Raw genomic sequence first — 20898 nt, forward strand, 5'->3', positions numbered from 1 at the left:
CAGCGCCTACGAAAACGGCCCTCACGGGCCGTTTTTTTATGCCGAGGCGTACCGGCTACAGGCCGTAGCGCTCGATAGCGTCCAGGTGCGGCTGGGTGTCGACCTCCGCCGCTTCCGCCAGGCGCAGCCAGCACATGCGGTGCGGCCATTGCCCGGTGGCCTCCTGCAACGCCTGGTGCAGGTCGCGCGGCGCCTGCTGCGCGGGTGTCGCGACGGTGAAGTAGATCGCCCGCAGTTCCTCGCCGCTGCTGGCATCGGTGACCTGGTAGTCGCGGTTGCTGTGCACCCAGACCTTCCAGCCGCGCGCGTCGAGCGTTTCGCGGAAGGCGTCGAAGGCCTCGTCGCCCGGATAGACGCCGTCCACCAGCCAGCTCGGCGAGTAACCACCGCTCTCGAGGACGTGCACCACCGCATAGGTGGGAACGAAACGCTTGCGCTCCTCCTCGTCTTCCGGAGCCGGATAGATCAGGCCGGCGTCGAACACCACCCAGTCACCGACCCGCTGGCTGCGATTGCCCGGCGCGTTCTCGAGGACCCGCGCGGTCACCGGGCCGGTGCGCCGGGCGTAGTAGTCGAGCGCTTCGCCATCCTCGATGTAACGGACGATCACCCAGCCCCAGTCTTCCTCGATCGGTCCGTCGCCGGCGGCGAACTCCATGCCCATGCCGGCAGCGACCTCGCGCAGCATCGTCCAGTCGCGCGCGGCGCTGGCGGCGGTCATCTGGTCCCACTGCACCGACTGCGGCTCCTCCAGCTTGCCGGCCAGACGCTGGTAGGCCAGCGCCGCCTCGGCGAAGCGATCCTGCTCCATCAGCGCCTTACCCAGCAGGCTGTGGGCTCCCAGCGAGCCGGGAGAAATCTCCAGCACCGATTGGCAGGCGCGCTCCAGCTCCGGCCAGTCGTTGAGTTTCTCGGCCAGCTTGACTTCGCTCCACAGCGCGATCAGCGGCACGCTGTCGGCGTAGAGCCGGCCAAGGCGCTTGACCTGGTCGTACTCGCCGCGGGCCAGCAAGGCATTGAGCAGGTAGTAGGCCAGTTGCTGCTCCTCGCCGGTGTGGCGCTCGACGTACTCCCAGAGCAGGTCGATGGCCTCGTCGTCGGCGGAGCAGGCCTGTAGCGCCGAGGCGGCCACTTCGCGCAAGGCGGTGTCGTCGGGCCGCTCGGCCAGCGCCTGGAGCAGCCACTGCACTTCTTTCTCCGGGTTGCGCGGCGCGTCTTCGCTGCCCTGCGCAGCCAGCCAGTCGAGCAACTCCGCAGCCGGCACCGGCAGCTCCTGCTGCTGCGGCGCGGCATCGATCTCCTCCCTCAACCCGGCGAGCAACTGGCTGGCGCCCCGATCGCGCTGCAACTGTTGAGCATGCTGTTCGGCCAGCGCCAGGTGGCGCCTGGCGCTCCATACCGAACCGCGTTGCAACGCGAGGCGGATGGCCTGGCTGGCAACATCGATGACCACCCGGTGCGCGCCCTTCTGCGAGTAGTGTTCGAGCATCTGCTGCAGGCGCCCGCCGAAGTCCCAGGTGTTGCGCTCAGGGGTCCGTTGCAGCAGCAGGTAGACCGCGCGCAGCCAGATCGTACGGTAGCGCGGGGCGATCTCGGAGAACGGCAGCAGCGCCTCCAGGGCCTCCTCGTCGCGCCCCAGCAACGCCAGACCGTGGGCCTTGTACAGACGCCGCGGCTGGCTGATGTTGTTCCACTCCGCGCCCTCGACCTTCTCCTCCATCTCGCCGATCAGGGCCAGCGCCTGTTCGGCGCGCCCCAGGTTCAGCAGGATCGCCACGCGCATCTCCAGGAGGCTGTCGAATACCTCCTCGCCGGCGGCGAGGATCTTCTTCTCCTGTTCGGCCAGGAAGGCCAGGGCATCTTCGCCGCGCCCGTCGTCGAGCAGCGCCTCGGCCTTCTCGTTGCTCAGACAGTGGAAGCAGGCCCAGGTCGGGTCGATCCGCGCCAGGGTCTCGTCGCACACCTCAATGCGTTCTTCCACCCAGCCCGGGCCGTCGACGTTGGCGTAGCACGACGCCAGGTCCTGGGTCACGCAGACCGACTGCGGGCAGGCCTGGGTGTCGTCGCGGTTGGCCAGTTCGAACAGGGAAACGGCGTCGGCCAGGGCGGTCTCGCCCTCCAGTTGGTTGCCGACCCGGTTACGCATCTCCCAGTGGCGGACGAAGATTTCCAGCCACGGGTTGTTCAACGTCCGGCTCAGCGCCTTGACCTCCGGCAACAGCGCCTCGGCGCGCTCCACCTCGAGGTCACAGACGTACGCGGTGAGTTCGTCGATCAGCCGCGCACTCTGCTCCTGGCCGGCCTCACGCAGGTCGGCGCGGAGCTTCTCCACCCAGTTCCAGATATCCATATGCTTCAGTCTCCATCAGGCGTGTTGCGAATTTTCTTATTGCCCCAGCAGGCGCTTCACCGAATCGGCGAGTCCGGCCAGGGCCTGGTTCAGCGAGGTCGCGGGCTGGCCGCGTCCCTGTCCGGCGATGATCACTTTGAACGAGCGCAGCAGCAACGCCGCATGGGCCGCTTCGTCGCGTTCCTCGCCGACGGCCGCGAGCAGCGCCTGCACCGCCGGATTGTCGAGGTTGACGTAGAGCCGGCTCGGCTGGCGATTGTCGAGCTTGCGGGTGAACTGCCGGGCCAGGCGCAACGCCGCGGTGGAAATACGCTTGTCGGCCTCGTCGTCCTCCAGTCGCCGCTTGAGTTCGGCGTCGCGGTCGGGCACCACCACAAGCGGCAATTCCTCGGGGCTGAAGCGGGCGATCACCAGTTGCTCCTCGGCGCCGCCCAGGTGTTCGGCCAGCCAGCCGGTCTCGCGCTCGGGCAGTCGGTCGAGGCGGAACAACTGGCGGTTGCCCTGCTCGGTGCCCAGCTCCACCAGGCGCATCCCCTTGGCCTGCGCCCAGCGACGGAGGAAGGGTACCACCGCATAGCGATTGCCATGGGCCACCGGTACGCCCATGGCACGGAACAGCATTTCCTCGAAGCCGCTGTCGTTGTCCAGCAGCACATGCACCGCTCCGCGCGAAAGGAGTTCGGAAGCCGGGAGGTCGCCCTGGGAGGTGGGTACGCGCAGGCTGTCCATCATCAGCGCGAACAGACGCTCGTCGCACAACGCCGCTCCCAGCAGGGCCTCGTTGTGCCGCAGCAGGACCCGCCGCCAGGCCTCCGGCTGCTGCCGCGCCACCTCGCCGAGCCCGGCGATCAGCGCCTCGGCCAGCGCATGCTGGATCGCCGCGTAATGGTCGTCGCGCTGCAGGTCCTCGCGGCTGGCGGTGGGCGTCAGGCGGTTCGACTCGATCACCCCGCCGACGAACCCGGCCCAGGACGGCAGCAGGTCGCGGGCGTCATCGTCGAGCAGCATGCCGCGGAGGAAAACCGAGAGATTGCGGTTGTCGCTGGTGCCATAGGTGCCGCCGTCCTGGATCCACAGCAGACCCTGCACGTCGACCCGCTCGTCCGGGCGCACCGGCAGGCAGCAGATCGGTTCGAAGTCATGTTCGAAACGCGCGGCGAACTCCAGGTCGCGGCGCTGCCGTTGCAGCGGGTGCAGCGCGGCGTCGGCGGCCAGCCGCCACGGCGGCGGCTCCGGGTTGATCGGCTGGGCGTCGCCGCCGACGTGGATCGGCTCGCGCAACAGCACGCAGTAGCGTTCGAGGATCTCGCGCAGGCGTGCGGCCTGGGTCAGCGCACTGTATTCGTCCTGCAGTTCGAGGGTGATCTCGGTGCCTACCGGGCGCGCCGGCATCGGCGTCACGCTGTATTGCTCGGCGTTGCTGGAGACGTAGCAGAAGCCCAACTCTGGCTGCTGGTAGGACGTGGTCCGCACGCTGACCCGGCGAGCCAGGACGAAAGCGGAGAGGAAGCCCAGGCCGAACATGCCGATCAGCCCGCTGTCCTCGTGGCCGGACTGGCGCAGTCCGCGGGTGTAGCCGACGCCGACGGTGGCCAGGTAGGCGTGGATTTCGTGTTCGGTGAGGCCGGCGCCGGTGTCGACGATGCGCACGGTGTTGCTGGCGCTGTCGCCGATCACCTCGATTCGCGACGGCCCTTGCCAGTCGGGCTGCTCCAGGCGGCGACGGAGGATCGAGTCGTGGGCGTTCTGCACCAGCTCGCGCAACGCCACGGTGGGCGTGGAATAGAGGTGCTTGCTGAGCACCGACATCACGCCGTTGAGGTCGACTCCAGCGCGACGGATCTGGGGAGTGTTCGATTGCGGAAAGCTGCTTTGCATGTCCCTATCCAAGCGTTCGATGAATGGCGTCCGCTCGCGCGCGAGCGGTCCGGTGCGGGATTCTGCCACGTTCCGTCACGTTCCTTGTGCAACGGCGTGCCCGCGATGAGCTTCAGGCCGCATGGAAGCGGCCCGGAGTGCAATAGAGCCGCGTCGCAGCGAAATGTTCAACCCTCCAGGCCGATCAATTGTCGCCGGCTGCGCTCGAACCAGTCGAGCAGGTAATCGGCGAGCACCTGGGTGCGCCGCGGCAGGCCGCCCTGGAACGGATGGACGAGGAACATCGGCGTGCTGCGCGTCTGGTAGTCGCGCAGCAACCAGGCCAGGCGGCCATCGCCCAGTTCGTCGTGGACCATGTATGACGGCAGCCGGGCGATGCCGGTGCCGGCCAGCGCGGCTTTCTTCAACAGGCTGTAGTGGTTGCTGGCGAGAAAGCCGGCAACCCGTACCCGCTCCAGCCGATGGTGGCGGTGATAGAGCCACTCCTCGTGGCCGCTGTAGTGCGAGTTCAGCAGGCACTCGCGCTCGGCCAGCTCGGCCGGGCGTTGCGGCTCGCCGTGTCGCGCCAGGTAGGCGGGACTGGCGCAGGTGATTTCCTGCAGGACGAACAGCGGCCGCGCCACCAGCCGGGCGTCCTGCTCGACCCCAGAGCGAATCGCCAGGTCGAAGCCCTCGCCAACCAGGTCGCGCAGGCCGTTGTACAGGTCCAGCTCGACGCGCAGCAGCGGATGGCGTTCCTGGAAGTCCTCCAGCAGCGCGTCGAACAGGGTCTCGCCCAGCGAGACCGGGAGGGTCACCCGCACCCGTCCTTCCGCTCGCTCCTGCAAGCGCGCCACCGCCTGCCGCGCGCGCTCGGCCTGCACCAGCAACGCCTGCGCCTCGGGCAGCAGCGCGGCGCCGGCGGCGGTCAGCGAAAGACGGCGGGTGGTGCGGTGCAAGAGGGTTACGCCGAGCTTCTGCTCGAGGACGCCAATGCGCTTCGACAGTTGGCCCTTGCTGCAACCGAGGCGCTCGGCGGCGCGGGTGAAACTGCCCAGGTCGTGGAGTACGGCGAAGGCGGCGAGATCGTCCAGGTCCTTCACGATTGTTTCCCTATGAAAACGGCAGGTTGTCGATTGACAGGATTATCCACAGCAAAGGCGACTCTACACTGGAAACCACTCACCTTCACGCAACGAGAGGCCTGTATGAAAATCATCCTGATCGGCGCCAGCGGCACCCTTGGCAAGGGCATCGACAAAGAACTCGGCGAGCGCCACGAGATCGTCCGGGTAGGCCACAGCAGCGGCGATTTCCAGGTCGACATCAGCGACGCGGACTCCATTCGCGCCCTGTTCGAGAAGACCGGTCGCTTCGACGCGCTGGTCGCCGCGGTCGGCAAGGTGCACTTCGGCGCCCTGGAGGAAATGGGCGAGGCGCAATACCAGCTCGGCCTGCGCGACAAGCTGATGGGCCAGGTCAACCTGGTACTGCTCGGCCGCGAGTACGCCAACGACGGGGGCTCCTTCACCCTCACCAGCGGCGTGCTCGCCGAGCAGCCGATCCGCTTCGGCAGTTCGGCGAGCATGGTCAACTGCGCCGTCGAGGGCTTCGTCCGCGGCGCAGCCCTGGAGTTGCCGCGCGGCCTACGCATCAACGCCGTCAGCCCGACCGTGGTCAGCGAGGCGCTGCCCGGCTACGCGCCCTACTTCCGTGGCTTCAAGCCGGTTCCGGCGGCGGACGCCGCGCTGGGCTATGCACGCAGCGTGGAAGGCGCGCAGACCGGCCAGGTGTACCGCATCTGGTAAGCGATATTTCTCAGGAGAGGCGGTCGGCGTAGCAGGTCGGCGAACTGCCCGGCTGCTGGCGGTCCAGCTCTTCCTCGAGGAACTCGGCCAGCACCACGGCATTGTTGTGCTGCTGGTCGTGGGCGCCGTAGAGCAGCGTCAGGGTGCCCTCGCGAGCGCAGTCGAGCAGGCCCCACCAATGTTCCGGGTGCGCCTGCAACTCGGCGCGGTAGTGTTCACGGAAGCTGTCGAAGAGTGCCGGATCGTGGCAGAACTGCTTGCGCACCTCGTTGGAGGGCGCGACCTCCTTCAGCCAGTCGTCCATGGCCAGGGCTTCCTTGCGGATGCCGCGCGGCCACAGCCGGTCCACCAGTACGCGCCGGCCATCGGCGGGCGACGCCGGTTCGTATACACGCTTGCATTGGATCATCGATCGACTCCCTGGTTGCGATGAAGTCCGATCCGGACTTGAGCTAGGCCCGGACGCTCGGTAACGTGGGCGCATTTTCGATGGAGTCTTCCCTATGCGCCCTGCCCGTCTGCTGGTCTACAGCCTGCTCCCCTTGTTCGCCGCCTGCCAGGTGTGGAAGCCCGAATCGCCGAGCACCAGTGTAGACACCCGCTTCCAGGGCGAACTGGTGAAGATCAACGGCGCGCTGCAATTCCGCCCCTGCACCGAGAAGCGCCTGTTCAGCATCGAGGACGTGGCCAATACCGGCCTGCGCCGCGAAGCCGACAGCCTGTTCGACGACGGCGCCCAGGGCCTGTTCGTCGACCTGCGCGGCACCATGGGACCGGCCAAGGTCCGCGGTACCGACGGCAAGCTGGAGGTCAGCCGACTGTACCGCGTGCAGAACGAGGGCCCCGGCTGCGACGACCCGAACTTCAAGCTGCTGACCTTCGCCGCCAACGGCAACGAACCCTTCTGGAGCGCCAGGGTGAACAACCAGGGCCTGCGCCTGGACCGCCCCGAACACGAGACCCTGGCCTTGCCTTACGTCGCCGAGGAACTGCCGAACGGCAGCACCAGCTATTCCAGCGAGGCGAACGGCAAGAAGGTCGAACTGTGGATCGCCCCGTCGTCCTGCACCGACAGCATGAGCGGTGCCTTCAGCAGTTACTCCGCCGAACTGCGCATCGATGGCGAGACGCTGCGCGGCTGCGCCTATCCGGGCGCACTGGGCAAGTGAAGCGAGGGGCCGCGCGACGGCCCTTTCCCTACAAGAGCAATCCGGCCTGCTCCAGGCGCCGCCGCAGCGCCGTCAGGCCGCCCTCGTACTCCCAGTAGGCGACGCGCCCGTGGGAGGCGCTGACCAGCAGGTATTTCTCGCTGATCGACTGGATCCGTTCGATGCGCAGCAGTTTCTCGACGAAGCGTTCCTCGCCGATCTGCTCGACGATTTCCCGGTTGTCCGCGTCGTAGCCGTGGACCATGAAGGCGGCGCGCACCTTGAGGCGGATGAAACTCATCGCACGGCTCTGCGCTGGAGGGAAAGATTGCGATGGCACACCGTCGAGCGCCCCGAGCCGTTCGGCCGCCGCGCCGGATCGGCGTAGGTCTCCAGCTCGACGAAGCCGGCCTTGCGCATCATTCCCGCCGACGCCAGGTTCTCTTCGTGACGATCGATATAGACATCCTCGATGCCTTCGTCGGCCAGTTGGGCCAGCACCGCCTCCAGCAACGCGCTGCCGAGCCCCTGGCCGGCCGCCGCCGGATGCACTACCGCCTCGCAGATGTAGGCCCGCGGCGCATCGGCACGCTGCGGCTGGTAATGGGCGAAATCCTCGGTGCGGCGGAAGCTGGCGAACCCCAGCAGCCGATCGTCGCGCTCGGCCAGGACGGCCCGTACCTCGCCGTCGGCGATGGCTCGCAGATGCGCACGCACCCCCTCCTCCGGCAAATGGTTCCAGGGATTCGGCCCGTGGCTCAGCAGCAGGTCGGTCATGGCCTCGATATCGCCGGTTTCGGCAGCTCGCAAACGGTGCATATCCACTCCTTCAAAGTCCAACCACCAGCAGCCCGTCGGGCAACGCCACGCCGCGCTCGACGCAGGCAGCCAGCGCCTCGACCAGGGGTTCCAGCGCATAGCCCTGCCTGGCCAGCCAGACCGGATCGTAATAGGTGGTCGCATAGCGTTCGCCGCCATCGCAGAGAATCGCCACCAGCGACCCCTTCTCGCCGGCCGCGACCATTTGCCGTGCGGCCACCAGGGCGCCGATCAGGTTGGTTCCGCTGGAACCGCCGACCCGCCGCCCCAGGCGCCGGGCCAGGTAATGCATGGCCGCCAGCGACCAGGCGTCCGGTACCTTGACCATCGCGTCGATCACTTCCGGCAGGAAGGACGCCTCGACCCGCGGCCGGCCGATGCCCTCGATCCGCGAACCGCAATCCAGGGTCAGGCCACGGTCGCCGCTGACATAGGCGTCGAAGAACACCGAACGCTCGGCGTCGGCGCAGAGCACCCGGGTGCAGTGCTGGCGATAGCGCACGTAGCGGCCGAGGGTCGCCAGGGTGCCGCCGGTCCCGGGGCTGGAGATCAGCCAGGTCGGGGTCGGGTACGGCTCGTGGCGCATCTGCTGGAAGATCGACTCGGCGATGTTGTTGTTCGCCCGCCAGTCGGTGGCGCGCTCGGCATAGGTGAACTGGTCCATGAAATGGCCACCGCTCTCCCGCGCCAGGCGTTCGGACTCGGCGTAGATCTGGGTGGGGTCCTCCACCAGGTGGCTCTGGCCGCCGTAGAAGGCGATCTGGGCGATCTTTTCCTTCGAGGTGCTGGCCGGCATCACGGCGATGAAGGGCAGGCCCAGCAGGCGTGCGAAATAGGCTTCGGAAATCGCCGTGGAGCCGCTCGATGCCTCGATCACCGGCGCGGCCGGCCTGAGCCAGCCGTTGCACAGCGCATAGAGGAACAGCGAGCGCGCCAGGCGATGCTTGAGGCTGCCGGTGGGGTGGCTGGACTCGTCCTTGAAGTACAGTTCGACGCCAGGCAGGCCGGGAGTCTCCAGGGGGATCAAATGGGTATCGGCGCTGCGCTGGAAATCCGCTTCGATGATGCGGATCGCCTCGCGGGCCCATTGGCGTTGGTCGACGGTCATGGAAACTCCTTCAGTTCAGGACGCCGGCCGGAGGCGGCGGCGGAGCGCTGCGCCACTGGCTGATGGCGACGCCGATGAAGACCAGGCCGGCAGCGAGCATCTGCGGGCCGTTGAGGGTTTCGCCGAGGAACAGCGAGGCGAATACCAGGGTGAAGACCGGGATCAGGTTGATGAATCCCGAGGCCTGGCTGGCCGGCAGTCGACCGACGCCGAAGTTGTACAGGCCGTAGGCGCCCACCGTGACCACCACGCCGAGATACACCACCGCCTGGATCCCCAGCGCGCTGGGCTGGCTCGGCAGGTCGGCGCTGGCCAGCGCCAGCGGCAGGAAGAACAACGTGCCGACGAAGGCCTGCATGGCGGTCAGGGCGAATGCCGAGTAGCGCGCCGACAGGTGCTTCAGCAACAGGGTATAGCCGGTGGCGCAGAGCATCGCGAGAAGTTCGAAGAAGTTGCCCAGCAGCGGCTGCGGCGCGTGCAGGTCGGGCTCGCCGGCGAGGCTCAGCCAGATCGAACCGAGCACCGCCAGGCCGAAGCCGATCCAGGTCATCCGGCCGATCCGTTCGTGCAGCAGCAACCAGGCCCCCACCGCCACCAGCAACGGCAGCAGCGCGGTAATCATCCCGGCCTGGGCCGCGCTGGTGTATTGCAGGGCGAAGGATTCGCAGAGGAAGTACAGGCAGGGTTCGCAGACGGCCAGGCCGAGCAGGTACTTCCAGTCGCCCGAGCGGTAGTCGATGCGTCCCCGCCAGCGCCAGGCGACGAGGAACACCAGGCTGCCGAGGGCCATGCGACCGAAGATCACCCAGAGCGGCGGCAGTTCGCGGAAAGCGACCTTCAGCACCACGTACGAACTGCCCCACAGCGCCATCGCCAGGATCAGGCAGGCCAGGGCGAACCAGCGCGTCCGAGTCAAGGGAATCTCCACCACGGGCGCCGTCGCGGCGCCGGAAAAAGGACTCCCAGTATAGGCAGCCGACTAGCCGCGCCGACAGGCACAGAAAGCGGGCAAAACTGTTGCGCCGTGCCTCACTGCTCCCAGGGCTTGCCGCGAGTCTTCTTCTCCAGCGGCAACTGCTGCAGCACCGCGGCCTTGGCCAGCATGTAGGCGCTGACCGGAGCGCTGATGAAGAGGAACAGGCTGATCAGCAGCTCATGCAGGCTGATGCCCGCCTGGCGGTTGGAGAAATAGATCAGCGAGGCGACGATCACCCCGCCGACCCCGAGGGTGGTGGCCTTGGTCGGCCCGTGCAGGCGCATGAAGAAGTCCGGCAGGCGGTACAGGCCGATCGCGCCGATCAGGACGAAGGCGCTGCCCAGCAGGAGGAACGCCGAAACGAGGATTTCCACCCACAGGCTCAGGGGTTCGCCAGTCATTCGATGATGTCTCCGCGCAGCATGTATTTGGCCACCGCCACCGTACCGACGAAACCGAGCACCGCGATCAGCAGCGCCGCCTCGAAGAACAGGTCGCTGTCGCGCCAGATGCCGTACAGCACCAGCAGGGCGATGGCGTTCACGTAGAGGGTGTCCAGCGCCAGCGCCCGGTCCGGCAGGCACGGCCCCTTGACCAGGCGCGCCAGGGTCAGCAACAGGGCCAGGCCGAGCAGCGCCAGGCACAGCGGGATCACGTAAGCGAGCATGGGAAGATCTCCTTCAGCGGCGCTTCGTAGCGTTGCTTGATCTCGGCGATCAGCGCCGCCTTGTCCGGCACGTCGAGGCCGTGCACCAGCAGGGTCTTGCGGTCGTCGCTGAGGTCCGACGACACCGACCCCGGGGTCAGCGAGACGATGCTCACCAGCACGCTGATGGCGAGGTCGTTCTCCAGCTCGATCGGCACCTCGACGAAGGCCGGACGCAAGCGCTCGATCGGTCCGAGGGTCAGACGGGCAACCTGGACATTGGCGACGAGGATGTCCCACATCACCAGCACCAGCAGCTTCAACAGCAGCAACGGATGCCACTCCTGGCTGCGCCCGACCAGCAGGCGGTTGGTCAGCAGCGGAATGCACACGCCGAGGAAGGCGCCGAGCAGCCAGTGGCCGATGGCGAAGGAATCCACCAGCAGCAACCAGACCAGCAACAGCAGGACACTAAGCACGGGATGAGGCAATACGCGAAGAAGCGGACGCGGCAACGAACGGCTGATCATGCGGCACCTCCGCGGGTGATGATCTGGCGATACAGGTCGAGGTCGTGCAACTGCGCCGCGGTGGCCTGGACGTAGGCCAGCAGCGGCTTCGCAGCGAACACCAGCAACGGGCCGGCGGAGAGCAACAGGATGCAGGCGAACAAGCGGCCGTGGTCCAGTTCGGCGCTACCGAGCACGGTATGCCCGGTACGCCAGAACAGTGTGCTGCCGGCCCGGCTCAACGCCACCAGCGCCACCAGGCCACTGCCCAGTACCACGCTCCACAGGGCCAGCGCCTGGCTGCCGGGAGCGACCGACTGCAAAAGCATGATCTTGCCGAAGAACCCCGACAATGGCGGCAGACCGGCGACGGCGATGGCACCGATGAAGAAGGCCCCGCCGAGCAACCGAGGGTTCTGCAACGCCGGGCCCTGGACCAGGTCGCCGGCCTTGTCGCCGCGCTGGCGGGCGACCAGGTCGGCGAGCAGGAACAGGCCACCGGCGATCCAGGTACTGTGCAGCAGGTAGTACAGCGACGCCGCCAGCGCCCGCTCGCTGCCCAACGCCACGCCAGCCAGGAGGGTTCCGGCGGAGACCACCACCAGGTAGGCCAGCAGGCCTTGCAGGGTCCGCGCCGCCAAGGCACCGATCGCGCCCAGGCCGAGGGTCGCCAGGGCCAGCGGCCAGAGCCAGGCCTGCGCCAGGTTGGCCAGCTCGCCGGCGGCCTCACCGAAGACCAGCGTGTAGACCCGCAGGATCGAGTAGATGCCGACCTTGGTCATGATCGCGAACAGCGCCGCCACCGGCGCGCTGGCCGCGGCATAGGCGCGCGGCAGCCAGAAGTACAGCGGCAACAGCGCCGCCTTCAGGGCGAACACCACCAGCAGCAGGAGCCCGGCAGCCGCCAGCAGCGGCGCGCGCTCGGCATCGGCCATGGCGATCTTCTGCGCCATGTCGGCCATGTTCAGGGTGCCGGTGAGGCCATACAGGGTACCCACGGCGATCAGGAAGAACGCCGAGCCGACCAGGTTGAGGATCACGTAGTGCAGGCCCGAGCGCACCCGCTCCGCGCCGCCGCCATGCAGGAGCAGCGCGTAGGAGGCGATCAGGAGTATCTCGAAGAACACGAACAGGTTGAACAGGTCGCCGGTCAGGAAGGCGCCGTTGATACCGAGCAGCTGGAACTGGAACAACGCGTGGAAATGCTTGCCCAGGCGGTCGTCGCCACGCAGCGCGTAGATCAGCGCGGCGCTGCCGAGCACCGCGGTGGCCAGCAGCATCAGGGCGGCGAGACGATCGAGCATGAGCACGATGCCGAACGGCGCCGCCCAGTTGCCCAGGGCATAGACGCTCAGGTCGCCGCTGGCGGCCGTGCGCATCAGCAACAGACTCAATGGGATCAGCGCCAGCGCCGCGAGCAACGACAAGCCGCGCCGCCAACGCTCGGCCAGCGGCAACAGCAACAGGCTGCCGGCAAACAGGGGGAGCAGGATCGGCAGGATCAGCCAATGGCTCATGGGCGCGGCTCCTCCTCGTCCGGGCGTCCATCTACGTGGTCGCTGCCGAGGTCGCCGAGGCCACGCAGGGCCAGGACCACGACGAAGGCGGTCATGGCGAAGCCGATGACGATGGCGGTCAGCACCAGCGCCTGCGGCAGCGGGTCGCCATACTCCCCGGGAGTGCCGATCACCGCGACGCTGCCGCCGAGCCGGCCCATGGCGAACAGGAACAGGTTGACCGCGTAGGAGATCAGCGTGAGACCGAGCACCACCGGGAAAGTCCTCGCCCGCAGCAGCAGGTAGACGCCGCTGGCGGTGAGCAGGCCGAGGGTGATGGCGAACAGGGCTTCCATCAGAGCGCCTCCTCTTGTGCGACGGGTTCAGGCATCAGGCTGAGCTTGCCGAGGTAGGACAGGATCAGCAGCGCGGCACCGACCACGGTGAGGTACACGCCGAGGTCGAACAGCATCGCCGTGGCCAGCTCGATCTCGCCGATCAGCGGCAACTCGAAGTGGCCGAACGCGGAAGTCAGGAACGGATAGCCGAACAGCCAGCTGCCAAGCCCGGTGAGCCCGGCGATCAGCACTCCGGCGCCAGCCATGGCCGCATAGTTCAGCGGCAGGCGCTGCTCGACCCACTGCGAGCCGCTGGCGATGTACTGCAGCACCAGGGCGATGGCAGTCACCAGGCCGGCGATGAAGCCTCCGCCCGGCAGGTTGTGGCCGCGCAGGAAGATGAACACCGAGATCAGCAACGCCAGCGGGAGCAGCACCCGCGACAGGGTTTCCAGGATCAGCGGGTGCTTGGCGTGGGCCCAGTTGCGCCCCTGCGGGTCGCAGGTCGGCTTGTGCAGGGCGAAACCGGAGAGCATCGCGTAGATACCGACACCGGCGATCGCCAGCACGCTGATCTCGCCGAGGGTATCGAAACCACGGAAGTCCACCAGGATGACGTTGACCACGTTGTAGCCGCCGCCCCCGGAGACGCTGTTCTCGACGAAGAATCCGGCGATGCTCTCGTAGGGCCGGGTCAGCACCGCGTAGGCCAGCAGCGCCACCAGCATGCCGACCCCGCCGGCCAGCGCCACGTCGCGCAGGCCGCGCAGGCTGGAGGACTCCGCCGGAGTGCGCGAGGGCAGGAAATACAGCGCCAGCATCAGCAGGACCATGGTCACCACTTCCACCGACAGTTGGGTCAGCGCCAGGTCCGGGGCCGAGAAGCGAGCGAAGGCCAGGGCCACCAGCAGGCCGGCGACGCTGAGGATCAATAGCGCGACCAGGCGCATGCGATGGAACAGCGCCGTGGCCAGGCCGCTGAAGGCCAGCACCAGCATGCCCAGGGCGGTGATACCGTCCAGCGGGGTCAGCCCGCGCGAGCCGGTCAGCCTCGCCAGCGGCGCCAGCTCGACCGCCACCACGACCAGCGCCGCGCCCAGCAGCCAGGCCAGGTAGCGCTGCAGCGACCCGTTCTCCAGCCAGGCGGTCAGGCGCGCGGCCAGGGCCACCACACGTTGCACCTGCTGCTCGAAGACCAGCTTGGCGTCCACCTCCGGCAACCCGGCGTACCAGTTGAACAGCGGCTTGCGCAGGACATAGACCAGCACACCGCCAACCAGCGCCACCACGCTCATCAGCAATGGCAGGTTGAAACCGTGCCAGATCGCCAGGCTGTATTCCGGCAGTTGCCCGCCAAGGCTGGCACTGGCGGCGGCGGCCAGCAGCGGCGCCACGGTGTAGGCCGGCAGCATGCCGACCAACAGGCAGAGGAACACCAGGATCTCCACCGGTACCTTCATGTAGCGCGGCGGCTCGTGGGGCGGGAACTTCGGCAACCGGGCCGGCTCGCCGTTGAAGAACACGTCGTGGATGAAACGCAGCGAATAGGCCACCGAGAACACACCGGCCAGGGTCGCCACCGCCGGCACCAGCCAGTTGAAGCTGCCCAGCAGGTTCTGGCTGAGGGTTTCGCCGAAGAACATCTCCTTGCTGAGGAAGCCGTTCAGCAGCGGCACCCCGGCCATCGCCAGGGAGGCGACGATGGCCAGCACCGCGGTATGCGGCAGGTACTTCCACATCCCGTTGATCAGGCGCATGTCGCGGCTGCCGGTCTCGTGGTCGATGATCCCGGCGGCCATGAACAGCGAGGCCTTGAAGGTCGCGTGGTTGATGATGTGGAACACCGCGGCGACGTTCGACAGCGGGGAGTCGAGGCCGAACAGCAGGGTGATCAGGCCCAGGTGGCTGATCGTCGAGTAGGCCAGCAGCCCCTTCAGGTCATGCTGGAACAGTGCCATGCCGGCGCCCAGCAACAGCGTTACCAGGCCGCTCAGGCTGACCAGGTAGAAGAACCACTCGGTGCCGGCCAGCGCCGGATACAGACGGGCCAGCAGGAACACGCCGGCCTTGACCATGGTCGCCGAGTGCAGGTACGCGGAAACCGGGGTCGGCGCCGCCATCGCGTGGGGCAGCCAGAAATGGAAGGGGAACTGCGCCGACTTGGTGAACACGCCGAGCAGGATCAGGATCAGTACCAGCGGATACAGGGCGTGGGCGCGGATCAGCTCGCCAGCCGCGAGGACCTCGGTGAGTTCGAAGCTGCCGGCGATGTGGCCGAGCAGCAGCACCCCGGCCAGCAGCGCCAGGCCGCCCCCTCCGGTAACGGTCAGGGCCATCCTCGCACCCTTGCGGGCGTCGGAACGGCTGCCCCAGAAGCCGATGAGCAGGAACGAGGACAGGCTGGTCAGCTCCCAGAAGAGCATCATCAGCAAGAGATTTTCCGCGAGCACCACGCCGAGCATGGAGCCCATGAACAGCAGCAGGAAAGCGAAGAAACGCCCCATCGGCTCCTGTTCGGAGAGGTAGTAGCGGGCGTAGAGGATCACCAGTAGGCCGATGCCGAGGATCAGCAGGGCGAAGAGGAAACCGAGGCCGTCCAGGCGCAGGCTGAGGTTGATGCCGATTTCCGGCAGCCAGGAATAGCTGGCGGTCAGGGTCTGCCCGGCGAACACCGTGCCGCGCTGCCCGAGCAACAGGACCAGGCCGATCAGCGGCGCCACGCCGGCGGACGCCGCGCACAAGGTGCGGCCGCCACGCTCGGCGAGCAGGGGCAACAACGCCCCCATGAACGGCAGCGCGATGATCAGCGCCAGAATCATGGGCTACTCCTCTTCGGTGGCGGAGCCCCCGGCATGCCTGGCCGGCGGTGCTTCCCCGCGGTTGTCGGTGCGCGGCCGGATCGCCAGCAGCTCGAAGCCCCGCCCGCCACCGGCAGGCGCGGCGCAACGGAGCTGCGATTATCGCAATCTATCGAACGAACGTCATGGATTGAATTATTACAAAATTCAGGCGTTCCGACTGCCGGAAAGCCGAAAAAAACTCTGCAACGGCAACGACTTGAAGCTTAGCAAGACAACCCCGGCAATGGCTCGGCGACACAACGAAAACGGCCGGCGAAGTGCCGGCCGTGGGACAACGAGGGAAGAATCAGTGAGCGACGCGGCTGGTGCCGTTGACGGTCAGGATGCGCACGCGCTCGCCGACGCGGAAGATCTGGCCCTGGTCGACCTGCTGGACGTAGGCGCGGGTGCTGCCGTCGTCTTCGCGCACGGTGATCTCGACGCCCTGGGTGCGCGTCAGGCCTTCTTCGGTAGCCGCGCCCAGCAGACCGCCAGCGACCGCGCCGATGATGGCCGCGACGTAGCTACCCTTGCCGCCACCCACCGCGCTGCCGGCGACACCGCCGACGCCGGCACCGGCGATGGAACCGATCGGGGTCTTGGTGCCTTCGATCTTGACCGGGCGCAAGGCCTGGATGGTGCCCATGCGTACAGTCTGCACGGTACGGGCTTCCTCACGGCTGTAGGTATCGCCGGTGAGGCTGGATTGGCAGCCGCCAAGAGCCAGGGCCATGGCGGTGAAGGAAGCAACGATCAAGGCAGACTTGCGCATAACGGCATCTCCGAAAGGGATAACTGACGAATATTAGACTCTCCCGCAGCCGCTCCTGTCACCTGGCCGGCGCGAGATAATCGAATCGATTCAGCAATGGTACAGATTCGTTCAGTTTCGACCGAACCCTCCCGCTTTCATCGGCGGGACCGATCGGCTAGGGTGAGCGCCCGCAGAAGGAACAGCCATGGACTATTTCATCATCGTCGTCACCACCGCCGCCGGCCTGTATTTCCACTGGTGGATCTACTGGCGCATCCGCCGCTGGATGGACCGCGACCTGGCGCTGTCATTCGCCGGCGACGACCCGCAAAAGCGTGACTATCTGTTACAGCGACTGGCCGAGGCCAAGGCCAGCAAGGTGAAGCGGCGCGACCTGCCAGCCTGGCTGGAGCGCGCCGCCGCCGACTACCCTTCCCGCGAAGCCTGAGCCAGGCGCCAGAGCCGGGCGATCTGCTCGGCGCGCGCCTCCAGTTCCGCCGCCGCTCCGGCACAGGCCTGCTCCAGGCTGATCGGTCCCGGCGCCAGGCTGAACGCCGCATCGATGCCGGCATCGTGCAGGCGCTGGTAGCCGTCGCCCAGGCTGCCGGCCAGGGCTACCACGGGAACGCCGGCCTGGCGCGCGATCCGCGCCACGCCCACCGGGGTCTTGCCGTGCAGGCTCTGCGCATCCAGGCGGCCCTCGCCGGTCAGCACCAGGTCGGCACCGACCAGCGCATCGGCCAGCCCGGCCAGCTCCGCCACCAGTTCGATGCCTGGGCGGAAACGCGCGCGGAGGAATGCCCTCGCGGCGAAACCCAGGCCGCCGGCGGCGCCGACGCCCGGCACCCGGCTGAAGTCCTCGCCCAGGGTCGCCGCGACCACCTTGGCGAAGTGCGCCAGGGCGGCATCCAGTTGCGCCACCTGTTCGACGCTGGCGCCCTTCTGCGGACCGAACACCGCCGACGCGCCGCGCGGCCCGCATAGCGGGTTGTCGACGTCTGCGGCGACTTCCACCGCGACATCCACCAGGCGCGGATCCAGCCCGCCCAGGTCGAGACTGTGCAGGCCAGCCAGCGCGGCGCCGCCGGGCGCCAGTTCCTCGCCGTCGGCAGCCAGGAAACGCACGCCGAGCGCGCTCAGCAGGCCGGCGCCGGCATCGTTGGTAGCGCTGCCGCCGAGGCCGAGGATGATCTTCCGCGCCCCGGCGTCCAGCGCCGCACGGATCAGCTCGCCAGTACCACGGCTGCTGCTGCGCGTGGCGTCGCGGCGGTCGCGCGGGACCAGGTGCAAGCCGCTGGCGGAAGCCATTTCGATCACTGCGGTGGCGTCGTCCAGCCAGCCCCAGTGCGCCAGGGTCGGCTCACCGAGCGGGCCTTCGACCCGGCATTCGCGACGTTCGCCGGCGGTGGCGGCGAGTACCGCATCGACCGTGCCTTCGCCGCCGTCCGCCAGTGGCCGCAGCAACACCTCGGCCTGCGGGAAGACTCGCCGCCAACCGCGTGCGATAGCCTCGGCGACGTCGGGCGCGGACAGGCTTTCCTTGAACGAATCAGGAGCAATCACGATTTTCATCAGTCACCTCACAGGGCCGGGAGTCCCCGGCCCCGCTTCAATCAGAGCAGCACAAGGCTGAGCAGCCATACCGCGAGCATACCGGCGATACCCTGGACCAGGGTCGCCAGGGTCTGGGCGCGATAGGCAGTGGATACGGTCATGCGGCTGAACTGGGTGACCACCCAGAAGAAGCTGTCATTGGCGTGGGACACCGTCATCGCCCCGGCACCGATCGCCATGACCGTCAGCACCCGGCCCATCTCGCTGTCCAGGCCGAGCTGCGGCAGCAGCGGAGCGACCAGCGCCGAGGTGGTGACCAGCGCCACGGTGGTCGAGCCCTGCGCGGTCTTCAGCGCGGCCGCCACCACGAACGGCATGAACAGGCCGATGCCCAACGCGGACAGGGTGCTGCCCAGGTAGTCGCCGAGCGGAGTGATCTTCAGCATCGCACCGAAGGCGCCGCCGGCGCCGGTGATCAGCAGGATCGGCGCGGCCGACTGGATGCCTTCCACCACGCGCTCATGGAATTCCTCGCGCTTGCTCTGGCCCTTGAGCAGGGTGCAGGCCAGGGCCAGGCCGACCAGCAGGGCGATCACCGGTTGACCGAGGAAGTTCAGGCAGGCGAACAGTACGCCCTCGCCCAGCGGCTTGCTCGGGAATACCGCGACCGAGCCAAGGCAGATCAACAGGATCGGTACGAAGATCGGCGCAAACGCCTGGGTCGCGCTGGGCAGCTTGCCGTAGCGGGCACGCAGCTCGCTGAAATCCTCTTCGGTCTGGACGACCTGGCCGTCGTCGACCAGGGGAATGTCCTTGCCGACGAAGCGATTGGCCCACCACATGCCGGCCATCGCAGTGACGAAGGCGACCACCAGGCCGACCGCGATCACCAGGCCAAGGCTGGCGTCCAGGCCGAGGTTGCCGGCCGCGGCGATCGGTCCCGGGGTCGGCGGCACGAAGGTGTGGGTGGCGTAGAGACCGGTGGCAAGGGCCACGCTCATGGCGATGGTGGATATCTTCATCCGCGCCGCCAGGGCGTTCTTCAGCGAGTTGAGGATGACGAAGCCGGAATCGCAGAACACCGGGATCGACACCAGGTAGCCGATGATCGACATGGTCAGGGTCGGGAAGCGTTCGCCGAGCAGGCGGATCACGCTTTCCGCCATGGTGATCGCCGCACCGCTGCGCTCGAGGATCACCCCGATGATGGTGCCGAGCACGATGACGATGCCGATGTAGCCGAGGATGCTGCCGAAGCCGCCGGTAACGGTCTTGACGATTTCCGCCGTGGGTACCTGGTAGGCGAAGCCGGCGATCAGCGCGGCCGCCAGCAGGGCGAGGAACGGGTGCAGCTTGAGTCGCGTGGTGGACAGGACGATAAAGGCGATCAACGCCAGCAGGATCAGGACCAGGGTCATGAGCCGCCTCCTTGTTGTTATGGGTGTGGGATGGGCGCCCAGGGGCGGGTCATTTTCGCTCCGTCGGGACCGGCCACGCCTTGTGCAACGGCCAGAGGAAGACGGCGCTGGAAGGGGAACATTTTGTGCGACTGCACAGTGAATCGATTGATCCGCCCGTTACCCGCGGCGCGGAACGAGCAATTGCAGCCCCAGCAACAATTGCTGGCGGTGCTCCAGGCGAGCGAGATCGAGCCCGCTGATCGAAGCGATGCGCTCCAGACGGTAGCGCAGGCTGTTGCGATGGATTCCCAGCGCCTGGGCACAGGCCTGGGCGTGCCCGTCATGGGCGCACCAGGACTCCAGGGTAGCGGCCAGCGAACCTTGCGGATCGTGGTCGAGCAACCGCTGCAAGGGCGCCAGCAGCTGCCGCACCTGCCAACTGTCGCGCTGGCTGAACAGCAGGCTGGCGAGGCGGTGTCCGTCCAGGGTCACGACCCGCCGACCGGGCAACCGGCTGCGCGCATAGTCCAGCAGGTCGCGTGCGGCGCAGGCCGAGGCGCGCAGCTCGGCCAGGTCGTGCGCCGGGTCGCCGGCACACAGGCGCGCCACGCCCCAGCCGCGCGCGTCGGCGCGCTCCAGCCAGTGCTCGAGCGTATCTGCGTGGGCTACCGGCCGGCACCAGAACACCAGGCGCTCGCCCAGCGCCGCGCTCCAGTGCTCCGCCCGGCCGCCGAGTGCCGCCAGCAGGCGAGCCTGGCAAGGCAGCGGATCGGCATGCTCGGGCAGCTCCAGGAAGACCGCCTGGCGCGGCCAGTGCATGGCCAGCCCCAGGTGTTCCGCATCGGCCGCCAGCGCCCCGAGGCCGTGGCCGGGATCGAGCAACTGGCGCAGCCAGGCTTCGTGACGCTGGCGTTGCCAGTGTCGCTCGTCCTGCATCTGGCGCTGCTCCATGAGCATTTCCGCTGCCATCCGCACCAGCTCGGCATAGGGCCGGACCACCTCCGGCGCGCCGGTGATGCCGAGCACGCCGACCAGCCGCTCGGCGTGCAGCAACGGCAGGTTCACCCCTGGCCGCACCCCGCGCAGGCAGGCGGCGGCCTGCTCGTCGATTTCCACCACCCGCCGGTTGGCCAGCACCAGTTGCGCCCCTTCGTGGCGGGTATGCAGGCGCGATGGATCGCCGCTGCCGATGATCATGCCCTGGGCATCCATCACATTGATGTTGTGCGGCAGGATCGCCATCGCCCGATCGACGATGTGCTGCGCCAGCGTCGAATCCAGTTCGAACATGGAGG

21 protein-coding genes are annotated in these 20898 nt (G+C 67.7%); 3 read left to right on the plus strand and 18 right to left on the minus strand.

The window, feature by feature from the left end:
- Positions 1-55: 55 nt before the first annotated feature.
- From M6E97_RS17720 to M6E97_RS17730, 3 genes are all read right to left on the minus strand, one after another.
- Positions 56-2350, minus strand: a complete 2295-nt coding sequence (locus tag M6E97_RS17720; RefSeq protein WP_016253741.1) for a hypothetical protein — start codon at positions 2348-2350, stop codon at positions 56-58.
- A 36-nt stretch (positions 2351-2386) separates the two neighbouring features.
- Positions 2387-4297 (minus strand): ATP-binding protein, encoded by a 1911-nt coding sequence (locus M6E97_RS17725; protein ID WP_004348565.1) that lies wholly within the window; start codon positions 4295-4297, stop codon positions 2387-2389.
- Between the two features lie 98 nt (positions 4298-4395).
- The gene (locus M6E97_RS17730; protein ID WP_003082110.1) at positions 4396-5310 is read right to left on the minus strand and encodes a LysR family transcriptional regulator; all 915 of its coding nucleotides are present in this window, start codon (positions 5308-5310) and stop codon (positions 4396-4398) included.
- Between the two features lie 105 nt (positions 5311-5415).
- On the opposite strand from M6E97_RS17730, the gene M6E97_RS17735 reads away from it, so the two are divergent.
- Positions 5416-6015: a short chain dehydrogenase gene (locus M6E97_RS17735; RefSeq protein WP_003108693.1), complete on the plus strand. Its 600-nt coding sequence runs from the start codon at positions 5416-5418 to the stop codon at positions 6013-6015.
- A 10-nt stretch (positions 6016-6025) separates the two neighbouring features.
- On the opposite strand, the gene M6E97_RS17740 is transcribed toward M6E97_RS17735, so the two are convergent.
- The gene (locus M6E97_RS17740; protein ID WP_003086382.1) at positions 6026-6424 is read right to left on the minus strand and encodes a DUF488 domain-containing protein; all 399 of its coding nucleotides are present in this window, start codon (positions 6422-6424) and stop codon (positions 6026-6028) included.
- 94 nt (positions 6425-6518) lie between these two features.
- Between M6E97_RS17740 and M6E97_RS17745 the strand changes: the two genes are divergently transcribed.
- Positions 6519-7184 (plus strand): COG3650 family protein, encoded by a 666-nt coding sequence (locus tag M6E97_RS17745; protein ID WP_003082099.1) that lies wholly within the window; start codon positions 6519-6521, stop codon positions 7182-7184.
- Between the two features lie 28 nt (positions 7185-7212).
- Here M6E97_RS17745 and M6E97_RS17750 read toward each other — a convergent pair whose 3' ends face one another.
- The 11 genes from M6E97_RS17750 to M6E97_RS17800 form a co-directional block, all read right to left on the minus strand.
- Positions 7213-7464, minus strand: a complete 252-nt coding sequence (locus M6E97_RS17750; RefSeq protein WP_003082096.1) for a hypothetical protein — start codon at positions 7462-7464, stop codon at positions 7213-7215.
- Complete coding sequence (locus tag M6E97_RS17755; protein WP_003086379.1) at positions 7461-7982, minus strand: GNAT family N-acetyltransferase; 522 nt, start codon at positions 7980-7982, stop codon at positions 7461-7463. Before M6E97_RS17755 ends, M6E97_RS17750 begins: the two co-directional genes overlap by 4 nt.
- A 10-nt stretch (positions 7983-7992) precedes the next feature.
- Positions 7993-9090 carry a PLP-dependent cysteine synthase family protein gene (locus M6E97_RS17760; protein WP_003086377.1) on the minus strand — a complete coding sequence of 366 codons (1098 nt, stop codon included), beginning with the start codon at positions 9088-9090 and terminating at the stop codon, positions 7993-7995.
- 10 nt (positions 9091-9100) lie between these two features.
- Positions 9101-10006, minus strand: a complete 906-nt coding sequence (locus tag M6E97_RS17765; protein ID WP_015503353.1) for a DMT family transporter — start codon at positions 10004-10006, stop codon at positions 9101-9103.
- Between the two features lie 113 nt (positions 10007-10119).
- On the minus strand, positions 10120-10467 hold the full coding sequence (locus tag M6E97_RS17770) for a Na+/H+ antiporter subunit G (RefSeq protein WP_003086373.1): 348 nt from the start codon (positions 10465-10467) through the stop codon (positions 10120-10122).
- Positions 10464-10733 carry a K+/H+ antiporter subunit F gene (locus M6E97_RS17775; protein WP_003082079.1) on the minus strand — a complete coding sequence of 90 codons (270 nt, stop codon included), beginning with the start codon at positions 10731-10733 and terminating at the stop codon, positions 10464-10466. The genes M6E97_RS17770 and M6E97_RS17775 overlap by 4 nt, the downstream gene beginning before the upstream one ends.
- Positions 10718-11242 (minus strand): Na+/H+ antiporter subunit E, encoded by a 525-nt coding sequence (locus M6E97_RS17780; RefSeq protein ID WP_003134007.1) that lies wholly within the window; start codon positions 11240-11242, stop codon positions 10718-10720. Before M6E97_RS17780 ends, M6E97_RS17775 begins: the two co-directional genes overlap by 16 nt.
- The gene (locus M6E97_RS17785; RefSeq protein ID WP_003086369.1) at positions 11239-12738 is read right to left on the minus strand and encodes a monovalent cation/H+ antiporter subunit D; all 1500 of its coding nucleotides are present in this window, start codon (positions 12736-12738) and stop codon (positions 11239-11241) included. Before M6E97_RS17785 ends, M6E97_RS17780 begins: the two co-directional genes overlap by 4 nt.
- Positions 12735-13073: a Na+/H+ antiporter subunit C gene (locus M6E97_RS17790; RefSeq protein ID WP_003082068.1), complete on the minus strand. Its 339-nt coding sequence runs from the start codon at positions 13071-13073 to the stop codon at positions 12735-12737. The genes M6E97_RS17785 and M6E97_RS17790 overlap by 4 nt, the downstream gene beginning before the upstream one ends.
- On the minus strand, positions 13073-15874 hold the full coding sequence (locus M6E97_RS17795; protein WP_023092131.1) for a monovalent cation/H+ antiporter subunit A: 2802 nt from the start codon (positions 15872-15874) through the stop codon (positions 13073-13075). The genes M6E97_RS17790 and M6E97_RS17795 overlap by 1 nt, the downstream gene beginning before the upstream one ends.
- Positions 15875-16202: 328 nt before the next feature.
- The gene (locus M6E97_RS17800) at positions 16203-16667 is read right to left on the minus strand and encodes a glycine zipper 2TM domain-containing protein (protein WP_003082056.1); all 465 of its coding nucleotides are present in this window, start codon (positions 16665-16667) and stop codon (positions 16203-16205) included.
- Positions 16668-16854: 187 nt separating this feature from the next.
- Between M6E97_RS17800 and M6E97_RS17805 the strand changes: the two genes are divergently transcribed.
- On the plus strand, positions 16855-17097 hold the full coding sequence (locus tag M6E97_RS17805; RefSeq protein WP_003082053.1) for a hypothetical protein: 243 nt from the start codon (positions 16855-16857) through the stop codon (positions 17095-17097).
- On the opposite strand, the gene M6E97_RS17810 is transcribed toward M6E97_RS17805, so the two are convergent.
- The 3 genes from M6E97_RS17810 to M6E97_RS17820 form a co-directional block, all read right to left on the minus strand.
- Entirely contained in the window at positions 17076-18221 is a 1146-nt protein-coding gene (locus M6E97_RS17810) for a glycerate kinase (RefSeq protein WP_003116306.1), read from the minus strand. The genes M6E97_RS17805 and M6E97_RS17810 overlap by 22 nt on opposite strands.
- 41 nt (positions 18222-18262) lie before the next feature.
- Positions 18263-19621 (minus strand): GntP family permease, encoded by a 1359-nt coding sequence (locus tag M6E97_RS17815; protein WP_015503357.1) that lies wholly within the window; start codon positions 19619-19621, stop codon positions 18263-18265.
- A gap of 159 nt (positions 19622-19780) precedes the next feature.
- Positions 19781-20893: a CdaR family transcriptional regulator gene (locus M6E97_RS17820; protein ID WP_003112517.1), complete on the minus strand. Its 1113-nt coding sequence runs from the start codon at positions 20891-20893 to the stop codon at positions 19781-19783.
- Positions 20894-20898: the final 5 nt, after the last annotated feature.

The sequence above is a fragment of the Pseudomonas sp. B111 genome, assembly GCF_026428275.1.
Taxonomy (GTDB): domain Bacteria; phylum Pseudomonadota; class Gammaproteobacteria; order Pseudomonadales; family Pseudomonadaceae; genus Pseudomonas; species Pseudomonas aeruginosa.

What these genes read in the sequence shown, in the direction of transcription:
- M6E97_RS17735 (WP_003108693.1), top strand. Translation starts at nt 5,416, where the DNA reads ATGAAAATCATCCTGATCGGCGCCAGCGGCACCCTTGGCAAGGGCATC.
- M6E97_RS17780 (WP_003134007.1), bottom strand. Translation starts at nt 11,242, where the DNA reads ATGATCAGCCGTTCGTTGCCGCGTCCGCTTCTTCGCGTATTGCCTCAT.
- M6E97_RS17820 (WP_003112517.1), bottom strand. Translation starts at nt 20,893, where the DNA reads ATGTTCGAACTGGATTCGACGCTGGCGCAGCACATCGTCGATCGGGCG.
- M6E97_RS17740 (WP_003086382.1), bottom strand. Translation starts at nt 6,424, where the DNA reads ATGATCCAATGCAAGCGTGTATACGAACCGGCGTCGCCCGCCGATGGC.
- M6E97_RS17770 (WP_003086373.1), bottom strand. Translation starts at nt 10,467, where the DNA reads ATGACTGGCGAACCCCTGAGCCTGTGGGTGGAAATCCTCGTTTCGGCG.
- M6E97_RS17760 (WP_003086377.1), bottom strand. Translation starts at nt 9,090, where the DNA reads ATGACCGTCGACCAACGCCAATGGGCCCGCGAGGCGATCCGCATCATC.
- M6E97_RS17750 (WP_003082096.1), bottom strand. Translation starts at nt 7,464, where the DNA reads ATGAGTTTCATCCGCCTCAAGGTGCGCGCCGCCTTCATGGTCCACGGC.
- M6E97_RS17785 (WP_003086369.1), bottom strand. Translation starts at nt 12,738, where the DNA reads ATGAGCCATTGGCTGATCCTGCCGATCCTGCTCCCCCTGTTTGCCGGC.
- M6E97_RS17795 (WP_023092131.1), bottom strand. Translation starts at nt 15,874, where the DNA reads ATGATTCTGGCGCTGATCATCGCGCTGCCGTTCATGGGGGCGTTGTTG.
- M6E97_RS17775 (WP_003082079.1), bottom strand. Translation starts at nt 10,733, where the DNA reads ATGCTCGCTTACGTGATCCCGCTGTGCCTGGCGCTGCTCGGCCTGGCC.
- M6E97_RS17790 (WP_003082068.1), bottom strand. Translation starts at nt 13,073, where the DNA reads ATGGAAGCCCTGTTCGCCATCACCCTCGGCCTGCTCACCGCCAGCGGC.
- M6E97_RS17745 (WP_003082099.1), top strand. Translation starts at nt 6,519, where the DNA reads ATGCGCCCTGCCCGTCTGCTGGTCTACAGCCTGCTCCCCTTGTTCGCC.
- M6E97_RS17755 (WP_003086379.1), bottom strand. Translation starts at nt 7,982, where the DNA reads ATGCACCGTTTGCGAGCTGCCGAAACCGGCGATATCGAGGCCATGACC.
- M6E97_RS17805 (WP_003082053.1), top strand. Translation starts at nt 16,855, where the DNA reads ATGGACTATTTCATCATCGTCGTCACCACCGCCGCCGGCCTGTATTTC.
- M6E97_RS17800 (WP_003082056.1), bottom strand. Translation starts at nt 16,667, where the DNA reads ATGCGCAAGTCTGCCTTGATCGTTGCTTCCTTCACCGCCATGGCCCTG.
- M6E97_RS17810 (WP_003116306.1), bottom strand. Translation starts at nt 18,221, where the DNA reads ATGAAAATCGTGATTGCTCCTGATTCGTTCAAGGAAAGCCTGTCCGCG.
- M6E97_RS17720 (WP_016253741.1), bottom strand. Translation starts at nt 2,350, where the DNA reads ATGGATATCTGGAACTGGGTGGAGAAGCTCCGCGCCGACCTGCGTGAG.
- M6E97_RS17815 (WP_015503357.1), bottom strand. Translation starts at nt 19,621, where the DNA reads ATGACCCTGGTCCTGATCCTGCTGGCGTTGATCGCCTTTATCGTCCTG.